This window comes from Parachlamydia acanthamoebae, assembly GCF_000875975.1.
GTDB classification, from domain to species: domain Bacteria; phylum Chlamydiota; class Chlamydiia; order Chlamydiales; family Parachlamydiaceae; genus Parachlamydia; species Parachlamydia acanthamoebae.
Window position 1 is genome coordinate 44,032 of sequence record NZ_BAWW01000066.1, and the last position, 18,281, is coordinate 62,312.

Below are 18,281 nucleotides of genomic sequence, written 5' to 3' on the forward strand. Positions count from 1 at the left end.
AATGAAAATTGCAATTATCGGCTGTGGGACTATCGGAAGCGGCATGGCCTCTCAATGGGCTAAATCCCACCAACTTTTTTTGTTCGACCGTACTTTTGCAAAGGCTGAAAAGCTTGCCCAAAAGCTCAATGCCGATCTTTCTTCGAATTGTGCGGCTTGTCCAACAATTCTCGAAGCGATTAAAGATAACGACCTGATCCTTCTGGCTTTCAAGCCCCAAAATCTTACTTCTGCTACAGAATCTTTTTCTCAAGCTTTAACATCTAACCAACTTCTAGCTAGTGTTTTAGCAGGAGTTACACTTGATACTCTAAGACGCTATTTCCCCCATGGCCAATTACTTCGAGTCATGCCTAACATTGCGTTAAATTATGGACAAGGTGTTATAGGATTGGCAAATCAACAATTTCATCCACCTTTTTCAAAAGAAATCATAGAAGAACTTTTCGGATTGCTAGGCTGGATACATTGGGTAGATGAAGCCAAAATTGACGCCCTTTCTGCACTGGCGGGATCTGGAATGGCTTTTGCTGCTGCCATCATGGAAGCCGGAACGGAGGCATCAATTGCCATGGGTTTAAATGCTGAAGAAGGTTTAAATATTCTTATCGAAACTTTTACTGGGACTATTACAACTTTGAAAGAAACCGGAATGCATCCAGGTCAGCTTAAATGGAAAGTTTCATCGCCAGGAGGGACAACCATCGCAGGGCTTTTCAAGCTAGAGGAAAAAGGACTGCGATCTGCTTTGATGGAAACATTTTTGGCTACTTATAAGCGTAATCAGGAATTAGGAAAAAAGATCTGAGAAGACGATAAGCCGGATTCTGTCGGTCTGCAAAGCAGACGAGCAATCATTCCTCTAGGGGCGCCGTCACCGAAACCCTCAAGCGACTTTTCTAAAGCACAGCGGAGAACTGTATCGCTTTATTTCCGTCTTGCTTTGGATGGGGTTTACCACTTTCTAAATTTCTCTAGATAAGGCCATGCTCCTAAAGCAGGCATTTCACCCTATCTAACAAGCATAGCTTGTTAGCGGTTTGTTTTCTGTGGCACTTTCCGTAGCCTTGCGGCCCCCAGTCTTTCACTGGCATCCTCTCCTATAAAGTCCAGACTTTCCTCCTCTACACTTTCATGTAAAAGCGATTGCTTGTCTTCTCAGAATAAATGTTAAGCTTTTACTGAACGACGGCGTCTTTGTTTTGGTGCCGCAACTGTTCCTTCCAAAGCCTGGCTTTCTGGCCAATAATGAATACGTGAGCAATGTTCGCAGAAGACAATTCTCTCACCTTTGCGAACAAGATTTTCATCCTGCGCAGTTAACATAATATGACAACCACTGCAGCAACGATTTTCGATTGCAACAACAACTCTATCTCGTTTGTTGCGCAAGAGTCTCTCATAAATACCGAAAATTTCAGGATCAACTTTTTCAACGAGGCGATCTCTTTCAGCTTTTAGCTCTTTTCCTTCAGAATTAATTCGGTCAATTCCTTCACGAATTTCACCTTCTAAAACTTTAGAACTTTCTTCTGTGGATGAAAGACTTTCCGCTAAACTTTTCATCAATTCTTCTTCCGCAGCCAATTTATCATATAAATCGCTTAATCGCTGCTCTTTAGTTTGCTTTTCTCTTTCAGCTTGAGAAATTTCATGACTCAAAGCATTAAACTCTTCTACTTTTTTAATTGAATGCTGCTGCGATTCAAACTTCTTGATTTTATCTTGAATTAGAGAAATTTCTCCTTCAGCCAAGCGAATTGCTTTTTTCAATTCGATAATTTCGCCTTCTTTAACTGAAGATTTCTTGTGAAGATCTGCTTTAATTGCTTGCAGATTTGCCAACTCATTTTGTCTTTCTTTTTTTAAACGCATAAGTTGGATCATTTGCATATCCAGTTCTTGGATATCTAAGATCTGATGAAGAGCATGTGCCATGAGGATTCCTAAAATTTAAGATAATAGAATCATATAAACAGGATTTTATCCATAGAGAGACTATACCTTAATTCCTTATAATTTTCAATCAAAAAGCTAAAGTATTCTTAATTGAACATTCTGGATAAAATATAATGATCTCGTAAGGATTATGAGCCTAAAAAATTATTCTTAACATACAAAAAATTGGAGTTCTCGGGTAGCTAAAAATATTTTATCACCCAAAATCCCCTTTATTCACGCTTTTTTTAAAACACCCGCATTCTTTTGAGAATGCATCAAAAATTTAAAGCTGAATTTCACAGCAGGATGGGATCAATCAACAATTTTTCGGAAAATTTAAAATGGGAAATAACTATTTATATAAAATAGGTGGCATAGGTCAAAATACAACACGTAATTTTTAATTTAAAACTTGGTCGCAGCTCTCTAAACGGCGGATCTTCATATTCATAATCGAAGTTCATAAGCATAAAGGCACTCTGTCATACTCTTGAGTGAAACAAAGCATTATTTTTACAAAACACCCTTCTTTCGTAATAACGACTATCACTTTCAATGCATAAAATATTTTTTATCACATTGAATCCTCGAGAATCTTTTCCTTGATATATTTTGCTGACCCGTTTTCGCATATTTCGACAAACTGAAACAGGAAACTCGCCTATAATATATTCAAGAAACAACTCCCTTTGCCTCCCTCGCATCTGAATGAATTCTAAAATCTCATACCACCAGGTTGAATCTATATTTATGAGCTTATTCAAATCGACCATGGGAAACATATTCCCCCCCCATGCTCACACAAGAAGCGGCAAGCCAGATCCAAATTCCCATAAAATAATCTCATTACAAAACAATACTCATCATTATTTCCGAGGCGCCCATTCTTAACATTATGCCAATCAAAAATATTCTGACTCTGAATAAAATCGCCTCAAAGACAATAAATTGCTATGAATTTGCTCTACAGCAGCTTCGGCTCTCGGATTGGTTTTAAGGAAAATAATTTTGAGATTTGAGGTCTTTTTGCTTAGGATAAAATTTATTTTAAACAATCACTTTCCACTTAGACTAAGTAGATAAAGCCTCATACATTGGGTAATTTTACTTTTTCAGGACAATTTTTTTTGACCCAAAACCTTTTTATTGTTAGTTTTCTCTTTAATTAAAGAGACAACAAATGAAAATTTCAGCTTTACTAATCTTCTTTCTCGTTCTTTCCAACGCCAGCTACGCCGATTTTACAGAAATAGTCGACCCCTTGCAATTTCAACTTGAAGCAGGCTGTAAGCCCCCTAAAAGAGGCCCTCCTGGACCTGTGGGGCCTACTGGCGCAAGCGGAGCTACAGGCCCTACTGGATTAACTGGTGCGACAGGAGCCACGGGAGCAACTGGTGACGCAGGAGCTACCGGCGCTACAGGTCCTATTGGACCAACCGGCCCGACAGGCACAACCGGAGCCACAGGTCCTACTGGGTTAACTGGTGCGACAGGAGCCACGGGAGCAACTGGTGACACAGGAGCTACCGGCGCTACAGGTCCTATTGGACCGACCGGCCCGACAGGCACAACCGGAGCTACGGGAGCAACTGGCGCTACCGGTGCCACAGGTGCTACCGGCGCTACAGGTCCTATTGGACCAACCGGCCCGACAGGCACAACCGGAGCCACGGGAGCAACAGGCGCAACTGGTGACACAGGCGCTACCGGCGCTACGGGTCCAATTGGGCCAACCGGCCCGACAGGAACAACTGGAGCTACAGGTCCTACTGGATTAACTGGTGCGACAGGAGCCACGGGAGCAACTGGAGCAACTGGTGACACAGGAGCTACCGGCGCTACAGGCCCTATTGGACCAACCGGCCCGACAGGCACAACTGGAGCGACAGGGAGCACTGGAACAAGCGGCATTTCTTATGCTGCAAGCCTTTACATAAGCGGCCCTCCAGGATCAACTGGGCAGGGATATCGTATTTTTGGACTAGGTTCTTCACCCGCCCCTCCTGTTTCAGATTGCACAGCCCAATTTATTTCGGGCGCATACACATCACCAAGTTCCGGCATCACAATATCTGGTTCCGCAGCTTCTTCGGGGGCAGTTTATACAACGCCCGTAAACAATGCCCTTACACTTCCTGCTGGACATTATATTTTCACATACGGCTTATCTATAAGTGGACAGAGTGATTTCGCATTAACGACGAGTATTTCGTCCGCAGCTAGTGCTATTGCGAATATTCTTCCTGGAAGCCATTTTTACCAAAACCAAAACCTGAGTTTTCAACCGCTCCAGGTTTTTGTGAATCTCGCAAACACAACAACTGTCTATCTTATTTGCGTAGGACTAAATCCTGTTACGCTTGGAACAGCAGGATTTAATCCCACTTTTAATTATGCTATGGGGTATATGACCATTTTTGAAATTCAATAAACAAAAAGGAAAAAATGATGAAAAAAAATTATCTCGGATTTCTTATTGCTTTCTTTTGTCTTACTTCGAATTTTGCTTATGCTGCCTCGCCTAGAGATATTCGCTTAGCCACAAATACGGGCGGCAGTTCAATCGCTTACTGGACAACAAGCTCAACAAATGACATTATCCAGGCAGCAGTCTTGCCTGCAGGCGGTTCTTGGTCAACTCCTGTAGACTTTGCGGTTACGGGATTGGACTTTCAAGACCCACGGGTTGCAATAAATAGTAGCGGCAATGCTGTAATGGTGTGGTATACCTTTGACTCGGGCCTAAAAAAATTATACGCCTCAGCTTATGATGCGACTTTGGCTACTTGGTCAACACCCACACAAATTAGCACGAATTCTGAAACAATTTTAGATGATTTCCGTGTAAAACTATCAGATACTGATACTGCGGTCATCGTATGGAATTCGTTTTGGACTACAACGGGCCTGATTACAGCACAAGCTCTTGTCAATACTTTAGGGACATGGACGGGAACAGCCACGATCTCTAATTAAGCTAATCGAATCATAAGCCTTAGATCCCACTAGGGATTATCGCTTAGAATATACCCCATGACAGAGCTCTTGCCTCGTGGCAAGAGCTTTTCTGTCTTAAATGACCTATTGGCAATTAATGACACACAGGAAAAAATGAACAGATTCTACTTTAAGCTACTGATCCTAAACTTTTGCATTCTTTCTTGCTTCACATACGCAAACACACCCAGAAACGTAAAATTACACGCCGATTCGAGCGGTAATTTAATCGCATTATGGTTTATTCATAAAGCTCACAACAACATTCAAACCACAGTTCTCCCAAATGGTGGCTCATGGTCTTCTGTGACTGAATTTGAAATCCCAGGAAACGACTGCGAAAATCCTAAATTAGCGATGAACAGCAGTGGCAATGCTGTTTTAATATGGTCTGTTACAGATGCAGGAGTCAGAAAAATCTATGGAACAACTTACTCTTCCTCAACCAGCACATGGTCTACCGCAACACAGATTACACAAAATACTGAGACAGTTTTAGATGATTACGATGTTAAACTTTTAGATAACCAAAAGATGGCCATCACCTGGAATTCTTTATGGTATCAACAAAATATCACGAATGCTCAGGCTTTAGTTGGTACTTTAGGGGAATGGGGCAAGGCCCAACAAATTTCCAACTAAAAAATTTAGCCCCACCATTCATGGGGCATTTCATAAGGAAATGCACTTTTTAGAGAGCCCCCCCTAAATCCTTACAACATCCCCTTTCGGTTGAAGCCTTTCCAGAAAACAGGGCATTTTATTCCCTCTTTACTCTTAAACAACCTTTAAAATTCTCACGTACAAGCTCTCTTCTGTATCATTTTTTATCACAATTTTAAAAATATCCTGACGAATATCTAATGGGATTCGCTTCTATACGCATGTTATTCCTTTATTTTTAACGATTGAGTCAATTAAATATAAAATAAACTCAGTACTTCATCCTTCCTTTTTTATTTTAAGTGATTTAGGGAAGAGCCCTAACTACTTACTTAAAGAAATTGATTGACTATCCTTAAAAAAGATGTCAATACGGAGGAAAGTCAAAAGGAATATTACTTAAAGGAGTTTTTTATGCTGGTCACTAAAAAACAGCCAACAAATTCAGAAAAAAAATCTGATGCAAGCCAAGCTTCACAATCCAGCCAAGCACTGTCACAAAAGCATCAAACGGCTCACCCTAAGCACACCGAAAAAACACGCGTTGTCATCCATTATGATGTGGGATTTAATAATCACATTTATATCCGAGGAAAAGGGGCTGACCTATCGTGGGACAGGGGTGTTAAACTCAAAAATGTCAAAGCAGATGAATGGGTTTGGGAAACGGATATTCCTTTTCATTCTTGCGAATTTAAAGTTCTGATTAATGATCAAATTTATGAAGAAGGTGCCAACCACCATCTCAAGCACAAAGGATCTGTTCAGTATACGCCTAAATTTTCTTAGTTCTTGTCTCTTAAGCAAATCCGCAAGAAAAAACTTCTTGCGGATTTTATTTCCTGGGAAGCTGCAATTAAATCGAATATCCATTAATCTATCTTAGCAAATCAGCTCATGAAATGAAGGATATTCTATGCCCCGTATACAAAAATATTTACAAAAGCATGCCCAAAATCTTCAGCCTGCGGCCATTGCTTATCTTGCAGCTTTAGATCAAATCGAATCTTTTGCCCCCCCTATTGCCCATGCCATTGAGCAAGAACTGCGCGATCAGCGTTCCCACTTAAAACTCATTGCCTCAGAAAACTATTCCTCTCTAACTGTTCAATTAGCTATGGGCAATCTTTTAACTGACAAATACGCTGAAGGCTACCCCCATCACCGATTCTATGCAGGCTGTGAAAATGTGGACTTAGTCGAAGAAATGGCCCAAGAAGAACTCAAACAAATTTTTGGAGCCGAACACGCTTATGTGCAACCCCATTCTGGAGCAGATGCCAATTTAGTTGCTTTTTGGTCTATCCTTGTTCAAAAAGTCCAAAATAAAGAAATTGAAAGACTAGGCAAAAAAACACTTGATGAACTCACCCCTGAAGAATACGAACAGGTGCGCAAACTAATGAACCAACAAAAATTAATGGGCATGTCATTAAATTCAGGTGGACATTTAACGCATGGCTATCGACATAACATCTCCTCTAAAATGATGCGCTCTGTATTTTATGATGTCGATCCAAAAACAGAACAACTGGATTACCACACGTTGGCCAAGCAAGCGCTTCAAGAAAAACCAGACATTCTGTTAGCAGGCTATTCTGCCTATTCTCGTCGTATCAATTTTGCAAAAATGCGTGAAATTGCAGATTCCGTAGGAGCTGTCTTCATGGTAGACATGGCCCACTTTTCAGGTCTTGTCGCTGGAAAAGTTTTTCAAGACGAATATAATCCTGTTCCGTACGCGCACATCGTTACATCGACCACTCACAAAACCTTAAGAGGCCCAAGAGGAGGATTCGTATTGTGTAAAGCAGAATTTGCCGATACGATCAATAAAGGATGTCCATTAGTTTTGGGCGGTCCTCTCCCTCACGTAATCGCCGCAAAAGCAATCGCTTTTAAAGAGGCTAATTCCCCAAATTTCCAAGATTATGCTCAGCGAATTGTGAAGAATGCAAACACGCTCGCTGAAAAACTAAAATCTGATGGTGCCCGCATTGTCTCTGGCGGAACTGAAAATCACCTAATGATTGTCGATCTTTCTTCATTTGGTTTAACAGGTCGACATGCTGAGTCTATTTTACGAAAAGCAGGCCTGACTGTAAACCGCAACACAATCCCAGGTGATCAAAATGGCCCGTGGTACACTTCTGGAATTCGTCTCGGAACTCCAGCTGTCACGACTTTGGGTATGGGTACAGATGAAATGAACGAAATTGCGGATATTATCGTAAAAGTCCTAAAAAATGCCAAACCCGCTATTGTGGAAAAAACGGGACAACCAAGCAAAGCGAACGCAGAGATTGATCTAAAAATTCTTGATGAAGCGCAACAAAGGGTAAATGCTATATTGGCAAAATTTCCGCTCTATCCAGAAATCGAGATCTAAATTAAAGTCTGAAATAGAGAGATTAAATTTTAAAAATTGAAAGGCTTCGTAAACGCATGAAAATTGGATATTTAGGAATGGGAGCTTGGGGGTTTTGTTTAGCCTCCCTCTTGGCTGCTAAGGGCTACGAGTTAACCTGCTGGACAACCAAACAGGCGCTTGCCGATCGCTTGAATCAAACGAGAGAACACCCCTCTCTTCCTGGTCATATAGCTAAAGGAAATCTGCATTTTACAACAGACCTTAAAGCCGCTTTAATTCAATCTGAACTACTTATTGAATCTGTGACCTCGGCAGGGCTTCGTCCTGTGTTAGAAAAGGTAAAAGCAGTCGGCCCCTTAAATATCCCCTTGATCATGACGTCGAAGGGTATTGAACAGGGCAGCGGCTTGATTTTGCCCGATGTCGCGATTCAAACCTTAGGCCCTCAGGTCAAATCACAAGTTGGTTTTTTGAGCGGTCCGGGATTTGCAGAGGAAGTTATTCGCAATCTTCCCACATCAGTTGTTGGCTCAGCCTATGATCCCAACTTGTTGATGACGGTATGTCAGATTTTTACAACTCCCACCTTTAGGGTCTACCCAAATGCCGATATTCATGGAGTTGCATTTGGAGGCGCCCTAAAAAACATTATCGCAATCGCTTGCGGAATCTGCGAAGGATTGGGCCTAGGAAATAGCTCCAAGGCGGCATTAATGACACGAGGATTACATGAAATTCGCAAGCTTGCCGTGGCTCAAGGCTGTAAAGCGGAAACTCTCAATGGCCTATCTGGCATGGGCGATCTATTTTTAACATGCAGCTCATTCATTAGCCGAAATTTCAGATTCGGCCACCTCATGACACAAGGTTTAACGCCTAAGGAAGCACAAGATAAAATTGGAATGGTTGTTGAAGGGGCCTATACATGCGTTTCTGCTTTGCAATTAAGCGAAAAATTAAATGTGAGCATGCCAATCACAAAAATCATTCACGAGATTATCTACAAAGACATGAAGCCACAAATTGCCGTCAATGCATTAATGGAGCGTGCAATTAAAGAAGAACACCTGTAAAAACAGAATAAATAGTTTTACACGAAAAAGGGTGATTGTCATGAAAGTTGTTTCGCCTAAACAAATGATGCAAATCGAAGCAGATGCCTATCGAAACGGCTCCTCAGAATCTGATTTTATGGAAGAAGCCGGAAGTGGAGTGGCCCTTTTTGTACATGAACTTGTCGAAAAATATGACTTAGATCGCCAGGTGACACTCCTATGTGGAAAAGGAAATAACGCGGGAGATGCTTATGTTGCAGGTATCCATCTGATGCATCTCGATTATGAAGTTCTAGGTTTGCAACTCTCTCCTTTAGAAGAATGCAGCCATCTTTGCAAACAAAACTATCACCGCTTTTTAATGGAAGGCGGCAGAGTGGCTCATGTTGACGGGGCAAATCCCCCATTTTTGCAAACGGGAGTGATCGTCGATGGAATTTTTGGCACTGGTTTTCATGGTAAAATTGAAGATCCTGCCTACCAAGCTGCCATCAAACATGCCAATCTTTCCGGACTTCCCATCATTGCGATCGACATTCCTTCTGGCTTAAACGGGGAAACCGGTGAAGTCTCTGGAGAAGCCATTCAAGCCACTGAAACCATTTTTTTGGGCCTGCCTAAAACCGGATTCTTTTTGCAGGATGGCTGGAATCATGTGGGGAAGCTGCGATATGTGGATTTTGGCCTTCCAGGCACCTATATTGAAAAGTCAGCAGAAGAATTGATCATGCTTTCCCCTGATATCATTTCACCACTCATCCCCAAAATTACACGTAATCGCGATAAATATGAGCGGGGGCAAGTTGTTGGGCTGGCGGGCTCTCCAGGCATGCCGGGAGCGGCATTACTAGCTTCACTAGCAGCTCTTAGGGGAGGGGCGGGTATCGTTCGCTTGCTTTATCCAGATGGCATGCACAACGAACTCGCGGCTAGTGCATATGAGTTGATCAAAATCCCTTATCAATATGATGATCCAAATACCATTTTAAACGTCTTGAATTATGCTGCAGCCACTTTTATCGGCCCGGGAATAGGCAGAACAGCTGAAACAATCCAGCTTTTGAAAAACATTTTCCCCCATCTGGAAAAACCATGCGTCATCGATGCAGATGCCCTCACATTGATCGCACAAGAAAATATCCCTCTCCCTTCATGCCCAACGATTTTAACTCCTCATCTACATGAGCTTTTGCGATTACTCAAACTTCCTGAATCAGAAAATCGTACTCCTGAGTTGTTAAAGGCATGTGAGAATTATGCAAAGAAAAACCATGTGACCCTACTTCTTAAAGGTGGACCCACCTTTATTTTTTCACCAGAAACTCAAACCTGTGTTAACCCAACCGGAACGCCGGGCATGGCGACTGCTGGAAGTGGAGATGTTCTGACCGGATTAATCGCCGCCCTTCTCGCTCAAAAATTACCTCCACATGAAGCAGCTTGCCTGGGAGTTTATTTGCATGGCATTGCTGGTGAACAGGCGGCGGAAGAATATACCCCACACGTGATGATAGCCTCAGATATTATTACTTATTTTCCCGAAGCTTATCGCCTCAAAGAATTTTAAAGTGCACAATTTCAATGCGATGAATAACACAAAATAAAAGGGCTAACTTTAACCTTCTGCATATGGATGTTAATGAATAGCTCCTATTTGTTTGCCGATCACGGCTGTAATTCTAAGGAAGAATCGTTTTGGCGTATACTCATTCAAGATTATCATTTTGGATATACATTATTTGGGAATAAGCCCATTTCTTTTGATAGGTATTATATATCCCCTTCCATAGATATGCCTGCTTGCTGCAAAAAAAATGCTAAGCTAGAAGTTTTATGGGATTTTTGGGAACAAAATAATCCGCATATTAGTGAAAGCCCATTTGTTTTAAAGCGAGTAAAATTCACAGAGGATAAAATTGAATTTACTGATACAACTCACCTTATCGACTTATGCACAAGATGCACACACCACATCAAAATTAACCGATCAGGAAAAACAGCAAATTCTCTACAACCAAAAACTATCCATTATCGTTCCAAAAAGCTCCTGGGAGGAACTTTTATACCAATACCGTGAAATCTCTATGCAGCTATCTGGTTCATTAAGAACACTTGTTCCTTATCATCCATTACTAGCCATCCCCTTACCTAGCTTTCGAGCAGATCCTTCGCACCCTGAGACTCTTAAAATCTTACGCGATTATCTCGAAACCCAAAAGCTGAGTAATCAGCTCTTGCATCATCCAAATTTTCTTCAAATGGTATTAAACCGACTTTACGGTTGAAACATTACTGAGGGGTGATGACTGCAAGCCTTTTTTCAAAACAATCCACCATATCACATGTCAAACTTTTGGCCATCGCATTCACTTTGCCGACTAAGATTGTCATTATTGCATTTTCTTTATGCTTAGTTTCCATGGCCAAACGAATGCAAGAAACAGCACCTGTTTGCTTGCATTCGATAAGCATTGCATGAATCTCACTATCTGTAAATTGACAAAAGATTTTTTCATTCACAGCTTCAGCTAAAATGTGATTAAGCGTTGTTAACCGCTCTTTCGAAACACTATGCCATATATTTTCACGTAAAGACAGATTAAGCGATCGTGTTAAATAGATTTCCAGATACTTGATAGCCCTATCGAAAATAGCCCTTAAAGCAATGTTTGGAGCGGATTCATACTCCACTAAATATCCTGCTAATTCTACTCTTTCGCTATTGACAAATGCAGGACTGGCTTGAATCATGTTTATCTCCTGACAGAGCTCGGATCTCTAAATGGTAGCGATGGGTTTTATCTTTTTTAATCAAAAAAGAGGCGTTTTTTTTGGAATATTCAATATTCTTGCGATATTCTTCAAATAAAGCATTTATGTGCTTTAAAAATTGTTCTGGGGTACGTGGATGTACTTTCTTTTGTTCTCTTTCCCATTTCCAAACAAAAATATCTGATGCGCGCGCTTCTAAGAATATCCCCAATTCGCAGTATTTAAAATAATCGACTGGCGATTCCGAGCATAAAGCATACAACCCTTCAAAAAGAATCAGATCTACGTCATCCAAAGAAAGGATCTCTTCTCCAATCTCTCCTGTCAATTGATCACATGTCGGTTTTTTAATCCATTTTTCACCTCTATGGATGATAGACAAGACATGATGCAAATCCGCCATTTTAAAATGTCGCACATCCCACTCTGTTCCAATTTCCTTTCTTTCAGTTGGGGATAAATTAAAGTGATGGAGCGGCAAAATCAAAGGGCGTATTCCCTTTTCTCTAAGCAATCCAGCGAGTTCACGTGTAAAATACGTTTTCCCAACACCCGGACATCCCCCAATTCCCACAATTGGAATAGGTTCCAATGACGCACCATTAGGTTGGTTCGCAATCTCTGCTAAATGCTGAACCAGCGAATCTAGAGAACGTAAATCATGATCACGTGCTTGAATAAAGTTTGAAAAAAATAAAACTATAAGAAAGGTTATCTGTTGACATTTACGCATAGCAACTCCGAATTTTCAATCATTCCTTTACCTTTTCGAGAAATCGATTTCTCTCCCATTACGTTTATGAGGATCGCCGTTATCTTGCAAGTCTTTTAAATATCTCTTCAACTTTTTTACTTAGGCTTGTCTCGATTAGAGGACTTTCTTAAAAAAATTTAGATGTGCATTTCTTGGTTGCCAAAAAAGAAAAATATAGCGATGATAGTTCGATCTAACTATCTAAAAATTAAGCTAAATTATGAAATTTGCAACAGCTAAAGAACACCGTGATTTTTTTCAAAAAAATCATCTCATCGAATTTGCTGACCTCCTGTCATCAAATCAAGCAATCAGCATGGCGAATGAGTTGGAAAGCGCACTTGGTCAACGCCTCAATATGAGTGCAGCGAAAGTCGGTGGATGCTCTTCAGAAAAACTTTTTTTGAATGGTAGAGATTTGTCAAGATCCTCAGATATTCTGAGAAAAGCTGTTTCACAACCCCAATTAGCGCATATTGCTTCGGAACTTTTCGAAAAAAGACCCATTCGTTTGGGTTTTGATCAATTTTTTCCCGTCTATCATGTCCCTTTTCAGAAAGAAGGCAAGATTTATCGAAATTTTCTAAATCAAACGCGCACATTGACTGAAGTCAGTTGCATTCAAGGCACATTGGGAGGACTTATGCTCGCTCTTCCCACAAAACATACAATCGAAACGCCCGCGGTCGCCGAAGAAAGTGTCCCATCCTCTGTCAGCATCTTTCCTTCACAACCTTGTTCAGGCGTGTTTTTTGCAGCCGATCTTCCATTAGACTTTGACTCTCCAAAAAGAAAAGATCTCTATTACTTACTGATTGTTTACACAGAGTCAAGCCCTGTGTATATCGCAAACCGAGAAGATCCTCTTTTTCATACTCTCAAACTGCTTGAGTATGGATATGGAGACCGCCTCAGTGAACGGTACCATCCCACAGTTTATCGTTAAGTCTACTTCGGGTCCATAGGACTCGGAGTTTTTCCCATGTTTAACCACTGATAAAAAGGAAGTGGAAGAACCCAGGGGATCAAGTTCAAGGAAGGTAATGATTTATTTTCAATTAAGTCACATCCGAATTTATACAACGTTGCCCCTGCAATAATTGTTGGTAAAGCTCCACTTTTGATAAGAGCAAATATGACAGCCATCACTCCCGTCGCTAATGTGATTTGAGGAATGGAAATACATAGAATAACCACAAAGTGAACGGCTCCGATGACTAGAAAACATAACCCCACATATTTAAGTGGCACCCCGATAGCCATTACGATAATATCCGAAGCCTTGTTCATAAAATCCCAGATCTTCTTTAAAATCCGCGGAATTTGAAATCCTCGCGCTTCTTTCGATTTCAATTCTTCCTGCGCCATATTGACATTCTCCGCTTTTTCAGAAGCTGTTTTCTTGTGTTGCTCTGATGTTTTGGGCAAAGAAAACTCTTCTTTCGCAAAGGGATGCTCTTGGGCTTTTTTGCTTTCACTTGAAGGCGGAGGAGAATGATGCAATCCTGGTGTGAATACTGGTGGTGGTGACGACATTTTTTCTCTTTTGGTTTGTAGATTAGAATTTGATTAATCTGCTACTCTTCTTATTTTACCAAGGCCGTATAATGACATGGAAAATTGTTCAATCAGGATGCTGCAGCGCATCCTCAAATATGCATCGGGATTATGAGCTATTAAGCCAGTTGGAGTCAATTAAACAACCTATTTTTCATAGCTATGAGTGGATAGGAGATTGCGCAACCTTTGGGCATTTTATCCAACCATTTGATTTTTTAAACGAGCAAGCTGTCAATCGCCTAAATCTCAATCTCGCCAAACGCCCTACGGGTGGAGGCATTGTTTTTCATGTTTCTGACCTTGCATTTTCCGCCTTAATTCCGGCATCCCATTCCGCTTATTCCGTGAATACACTAGAAAATTACGCTTTTGTAAATCAAGTTGTCATGCAAGCTTTAAGAGCTTTTATGGGAAATCAAGCGCTGCCACAGCTTCTTCCAGAAGAACCACTCCCCTTAGATGCCTCCAGCAAAAATTTTTGCATGGCCAAGCCGACGAAATATGATGTGATGTTAGAAGGAAGAAAAGTGGGAGGGGGAGCTCAAAGAAGAACCAAACATGGTTTTTTGCACCAAGGAACCATCGCCCTTGCAATGCCTAAGGAAGATTTTTTACAAGAAATATTGCTTCCTGGAACATGTGTGATGACAGCGATGAAACAACATAGTTACTTGCTTTTGGGTGCAAATTACACACACAAGCAACTCGATGAAGCGCGCCAAGAACTCAAACGCTTGCTAATAGATGGATTTTCCGAGCAACTTTGAAGAGTTATAAAACGTCACTAAACAATCGCGACTTTTGAAAGTCTCGTTTAGTCAATTTGTTTGCGTCAAAAGAATTCCAGGCCCCCCCCTCTCTTGCACCCATATTGAATTTTAAATTAAGCTTTGTCTTAAAAATAAGGAGAGTTTTTTATGGAACAGGATCCCATTTCATAACGTTACCAGCAGAATTTTTAGTTGTTGGGTAAACCCACTCGTCATCATTCTCACGCATAAGACGATCACACCCCATCGCAAAACCTTGGAAAAAACCATATTTGCGCATAGCCTGTTGCATATACTGTGAACTACTCGGAATAAAATTGCTGCGCGGACCATCTGCAGGGGAAATCACTTCTTGGTGAAACTGAATTACCTTTTCTCCCACATAACCCAATAAGGGGGTTTTGCACGCTACGCTGGGAGGTCGGATAATTTGTTTACGGGCTAAATCGGCATCCTTTCCCCATGGGTTCGCATGAAGAAAGGATGAAATGACCAAGCCAAGAAGAAGGGCAAATAGTCTAGTCATTAATCACAACCCACATCTAGACCTTCACATGCTTCACAGGCTTCATATTTATTCGTAGAGCGTAGATTGAAGAAATCAAGTGCTTCATCCACTTCATATTTCCAACTTCTCTTCGTTTCACATTTGTATCTGAATAGATCTTGTTGGTGTTTAGTTAAGTTTTGGACTTCTTCTTCCGTATCGATAATCTCAGGGCGAATAAAAATCATCAGGTTACGTTTTTCATCGGTCACGTTTTTATCAGAGAATGCCGCACCAATGACGGGAAGTCCGCCTAAGCACGGAACGCTTACACGTCTGCGCGTCTCCTGATCCTGAACCATTCCACTAATTACCAAAAAGTATTTATCGGGAACATGCACGCGCGTGGTTGTTCGGCTTAAACGTGTCGTCGGACCTGGTGTAATGTTGTTCAATGCTTGCGCATTAGTTGTGGAAGCGACGCTACTGACTTCTTGCCGAATCTCAAGAGTTACAATGTCATTGTTACCCAAGAAAGGGGTGATTTTTAAGGTGGTCCCAATATTTCGATACTCGAAATTTGTAGTAATGACGCTTCCTTGGTCATTTGAAATCGACTGTGTTTGGTACTGGGTGTTCTCTCCCACAAAGATCTCTGCTGTAACATTGTCCTCAGCCAGAATCTTTGGATTCATCACAATGTTTGTGCTCGTTTTATCGTGTATCGCTTTTACAAGAGCTCCAAACGATTGGAATGTGAGATTTCCTACCGAAACAGTTTGCCCGACGATCCCTAAATTATAACCAGGGGTTCTCGCCAAAGTATTGGCATTCGGAGTTAAAATTTGTCCTGTGCTGATCCCATTAGTATTGGCAATACCTGTCGTATCTAAAGCACCGGGTAAAGTGGAAGCTGATGACAAAAAGGCTTGAGATCCAGCAGTGTCTCCTCCCCCAAATCGCGTTCCCCAGTTCACCCCATAGTTTAACGAGTCATCAAGCGATGAATCCAGGATGAGCATTTCGATAAACACTTGGCGCAAGGGCGTGTCGATTTCCGCAATCAACTCCTCAACTTTTCTGATTGAGCTCGTGGTGCCTGTAAAGATCAAGGAGTTGGAGGCATCTAGCCATTGAACTGTATCAATCGTCGAGATCAGGTCTTCATTACCCGTCCCTAACTGCTGTAAACTTGTTGCAATTTGGGAAAGGGCTTGCTGAATATCGGCCCCTTTTCGATATTGCAACTTATGGATAAAAAATTTAGTTCTTTCGATGTGTCCTAGAGGAAGATCAGGAGTTGGTTTTAAATTTCTCAAAATCGGCTCCGCAGAAATGGATTCTCCACTGCCTAATCTGAAAACCCAATTGCCATTCTCATCTTTTTCCCACTGTCCTTCAGGGACTCGATCTAAGGCATCTTCTGGTGCAAATGGTGAAGTGGTTCCTTCTGGAACAAAATACCAATTTCCATTGGCATCTTTATACCATTTCCCTTGAGGAATCCCTTCTCCGCCCTGCACTCCGGTAGGTTTAAAAATCCAATTTCCTTGTGCATCTAAATCCCATTTACCAAGTCCTTGTTGCTCTGGTGCAATTCCTGGGGGTGTCATCCCTTCTGCAGCACCCGCAGCTCGACCTTGTAAATTTAGCTCGTGCATTTCATAAATGCGTGTCATCCCTTGCCGTTGATCAAGCCGCTGTAAAACAGAAATGGCTTTTTCAACGAGAAAAGGAGAAGATACGATAAAAATGCTATTGGCGGTTGCATGAGGAACCAAAAGAAATTGTTGATCTTGGGCAATCGGTAGCATTAACTGCTGCGCTAGATCGACCATCGCATCAATGGCGCTATGCTTAACAACATATTGTCCCACAACCAGTCCACCAGAGGGGGCATCAATAGATTTGAGCAACTGTGCGATTTGTCGGACATTATTAACAAGATCTGTGACAATCACATTATTGCTCTTTTCTAGAACCTCTACAAAAGCCATCGTGGAAGTGAGAGGACGAATAACAGCAGCGGCCTTCGCAGGATCTAGCGTATTTAAATGAAAAACTTGCGTAACGATTTCAGAATCGCTGGGAATCACATTTCCTGATCCCACGTTAGAAATGCTCGAGACATTTGGATTTTTATGGATGATGATATTATTTCCCTCTTCCAAAATCGTCAAATCGCGAGAGCGTAAATCTTGAATGAGTGCGGCTAAAATATTATCCACCGTCGCAGGCTCTTCAGACACCACGGTGACGTTGAAATCAAGATCTGCTTCATCAAATACGAAGTTCTTACCCGAAATCCGGCTTACAAATCGGATGTATTCCAACATTTGAATGTTATTAAAATTGATCAAAACGCTCTTAGAAGTATCTATAGGGGCGTGCACTTCTTCTTGGGGAGCAGGATTTTCTTCATCAGGATTTAAAATATTCGTGCTATCTGTAGGTTGCTCTCCTTCTGTCGCCGGGGGTTCCCCTTCTAATGTTTGTCCTGCAGGAGATGCTGGAGCAACTTCTTGAGCAATGAGATCATCTGCCAAATGAGATTGCGTTTGCTGACGAGTTAATATGCCCTCATGCAATTCACTTGAAGAGGTTGAACTTGGGGCTTCGGATTCTGCGATCTCTATGGTTTTGGCAGGCTCTTCTTCACTGGCTGGTAAAAAATGACTTGGCTGTATTTCCCATCCCATCGCTTCTAAATCCTGCATTTCTTGGTTCGCAGAATTTTGTTTCGGTTTCTTTTGAGGATGTGGCTTATTTTTTTTCAAAGCCCGACGACTTTTGTGCGCATTTCGCTCTCGTGATTTCTGATCAAAATCTTGCGCTCCAAAGAGATGTCCGCCAAAAAAAATCGGAATTATTACAATTAAACGTAAAAGCCAAAAAAACATTTTCATAAATA

17 protein-coding genes and 1 other RNA gene are annotated in these 18,281 nt (G+C 41.4%); 11 read left to right on the top strand and 7 right to left on the bottom strand.

Annotated elements, in window-relative coordinates:
• Nucleotide 1 precedes the first annotated feature (1 nt).
• Complete coding sequence (gene proC, locus AOM43_RS09845) at nt 2-808, top strand: pyrroline-5-carboxylate reductase (protein WP_006341915.1); 807 nt, start codon at nt 2-4, stop codon at nt 806-808.
• On the opposite strand, the gene rnpB is transcribed toward proC, so the two are convergent.
• Both rnpB and cdsZ read right to left on the bottom strand, forming a co-directional pair.
• Nucleotides 801-1,162: RNase P RNA component class A (gene rnpB / locus AOM43_RS09850), an RNA gene on the bottom strand. The two genes, proC and rnpB, sit on opposite strands and share 8 nt — an antisense overlap.
• Nucleotides 1,163-1,170: 8 nt before the next feature.
• Entirely contained in the window at nt 1,171-1,938 is a 768-nt protein-coding gene (cdsZ, locus tag AOM43_RS09855) for a zinc ribbon domain regulatory protein CdsZ (protein WP_006341914.1), read from the bottom strand.
• Between the two features lie 1,183 nt (nt 1,939-3,121).
• On the opposite strand from cdsZ, the gene AOM43_RS09865 reads away from it, so the two are divergent.
• From AOM43_RS09865 to AOM43_RS09900, 8 genes are all read left to right on the top strand, one after another.
• Nucleotides 3,122-4,372 carry a hypothetical protein gene (locus tag AOM43_RS09865; protein ID WP_059360055.1) on the top strand — a complete coding sequence of 417 codons (1,251 nt, stop codon included), beginning with the start codon at nt 3,122-3,124 and terminating at the stop codon, nt 4,370-4,372.
• Nucleotides 4,373-4,386: 14 nt separating this feature from the next.
• The gene (locus AOM43_RS09870) at nt 4,387-4,917 is read left to right on the top strand and encodes a hypothetical protein (RefSeq protein ID WP_059360057.1); all 531 of its coding nucleotides are present in this window, start codon (nt 4,387-4,389) and stop codon (nt 4,915-4,917) included.
• Between the two features lie 135 nt (nt 4,918-5,052).
• A complete protein-coding gene (locus AOM43_RS09875) occupies nt 5,053-5,580 on the top strand; it encodes a hypothetical protein (protein WP_226987484.1) in 528 nt (175 codons plus the stop codon).
• Nucleotides 5,581-6,015: 435 nt separating this feature from the next.
• Nucleotides 6,016-6,390, top strand: a complete 375-nt coding sequence (locus AOM43_RS09880) for a CBM20 domain-containing protein (protein ID WP_059360060.1) — start codon at nt 6,016-6,018, stop codon at nt 6,388-6,390.
• 127 nt (nt 6,391-6,517) lie between these two features.
• Nucleotides 6,518-7,990, top strand: coding sequence for a glycine hydroxymethyltransferase (locus AOM43_RS09885; RefSeq protein WP_059360062.1), 1,473 nt, complete (start codon nt 6,518-6,520; stop codon nt 7,988-7,990).
• 56 nt (nt 7,991-8,046) lie between these two features.
• Entirely contained in the window at nt 8,047-9,045 is a 999-nt protein-coding gene (locus AOM43_RS09890; protein ID WP_006341208.1) for an NAD(P)H-dependent glycerol-3-phosphate dehydrogenase, read from the top strand.
• Nucleotides 9,046-9,085: 40 nt separating this feature from the next.
• Complete coding sequence (locus AOM43_RS09895; protein WP_059360064.1) at nt 9,086-10,594, top strand: bifunctional ADP-dependent NAD(P)H-hydrate dehydratase/NAD(P)H-hydrate epimerase; 1,509 nt, start codon at nt 9,086-9,088, stop codon at nt 10,592-10,594.
• Nucleotides 10,595-10,943: 349 nt separating this feature from the next.
• A complete protein-coding gene (locus AOM43_RS09900; protein ID WP_226987485.1) occupies nt 10,944-11,312 on the top strand; it encodes a hypothetical protein in 369 nt (122 codons plus the stop codon).
• Between the two features lie 4 nt (nt 11,313-11,316).
• Here the strand turns inward: AOM43_RS09900 and AOM43_RS09905 are convergent, their stop codons facing one another.
• Together AOM43_RS09905 and AOM43_RS09910 are read right to left on the bottom strand one after the other, a co-directional pair.
• Nucleotides 11,317-11,778: a hypothetical protein gene (locus AOM43_RS09905; protein WP_059360066.1), complete on the bottom strand. Its 462-nt coding sequence runs from the start codon at nt 11,776-11,778 to the stop codon at nt 11,317-11,319.
• Nucleotides 11,747-12,532 (bottom strand): uridine kinase family protein, encoded by a 786-nt coding sequence (locus AOM43_RS09910; protein ID WP_059360068.1) that lies wholly within the window; start codon nt 12,530-12,532, stop codon nt 11,747-11,749. The genes AOM43_RS09905 and AOM43_RS09910 overlap by 32 nt, the downstream gene beginning before the upstream one ends.
• Before the next feature lie 241 nt (nt 12,533-12,773).
• Here AOM43_RS09910 and AOM43_RS09915 point away from each other — a divergent pair, with 241 nt between their 5' ends.
• The gene (locus AOM43_RS09915) at nt 12,774-13,499 is read left to right on the top strand and encodes a hypothetical protein (RefSeq protein ID WP_059360070.1); all 726 of its coding nucleotides are present in this window, start codon (nt 12,774-12,776) and stop codon (nt 13,497-13,499) included.
• 2 nt (nt 13,500-13,501) lie between these two features.
• On the opposite strand, the gene AOM43_RS09920 is transcribed toward AOM43_RS09915, so the two are convergent.
• Nucleotides 13,502-14,089 carry a hypothetical protein gene (locus tag AOM43_RS09920; protein WP_059360073.1) on the bottom strand — a complete coding sequence of 196 codons (588 nt, stop codon included), beginning with the start codon at nt 14,087-14,089 and terminating at the stop codon, nt 13,502-13,504.
• A 71-nt stretch (nt 14,090-14,160) separates the two neighbouring features.
• Between AOM43_RS09920 and AOM43_RS09925 the strand changes: the two genes are divergently transcribed.
• Complete coding sequence (locus AOM43_RS09925; protein ID WP_006341201.1) at nt 14,161-14,880, top strand: lipoyl protein ligase domain-containing protein; 720 nt, start codon at nt 14,161-14,163, stop codon at nt 14,878-14,880.
• 148 nt (nt 14,881-15,028) lie between these two features.
• Here AOM43_RS09925 and yidD read toward each other — a convergent pair whose 3' ends face one another.
• Complete coding sequence (gene yidD, locus AOM43_RS09930) at nt 15,029-15,409, bottom strand: membrane protein insertion efficiency factor YidD (protein WP_006341200.1); 381 nt, start codon at nt 15,407-15,409, stop codon at nt 15,029-15,031.
• On the bottom strand, nt 15,409-18,276 hold the full coding sequence (locus tag AOM43_RS09935; RefSeq protein ID WP_006341199.1) for a secretin GspD/PilQ domain-containing protein: 2,868 nt from the start codon (nt 18,274-18,276) through the stop codon (nt 15,409-15,411). Before AOM43_RS09935 ends, yidD begins: the two co-directional genes overlap by 1 nt.
• Nucleotides 18,277-18,281 lie beyond the last annotated feature (5 nt).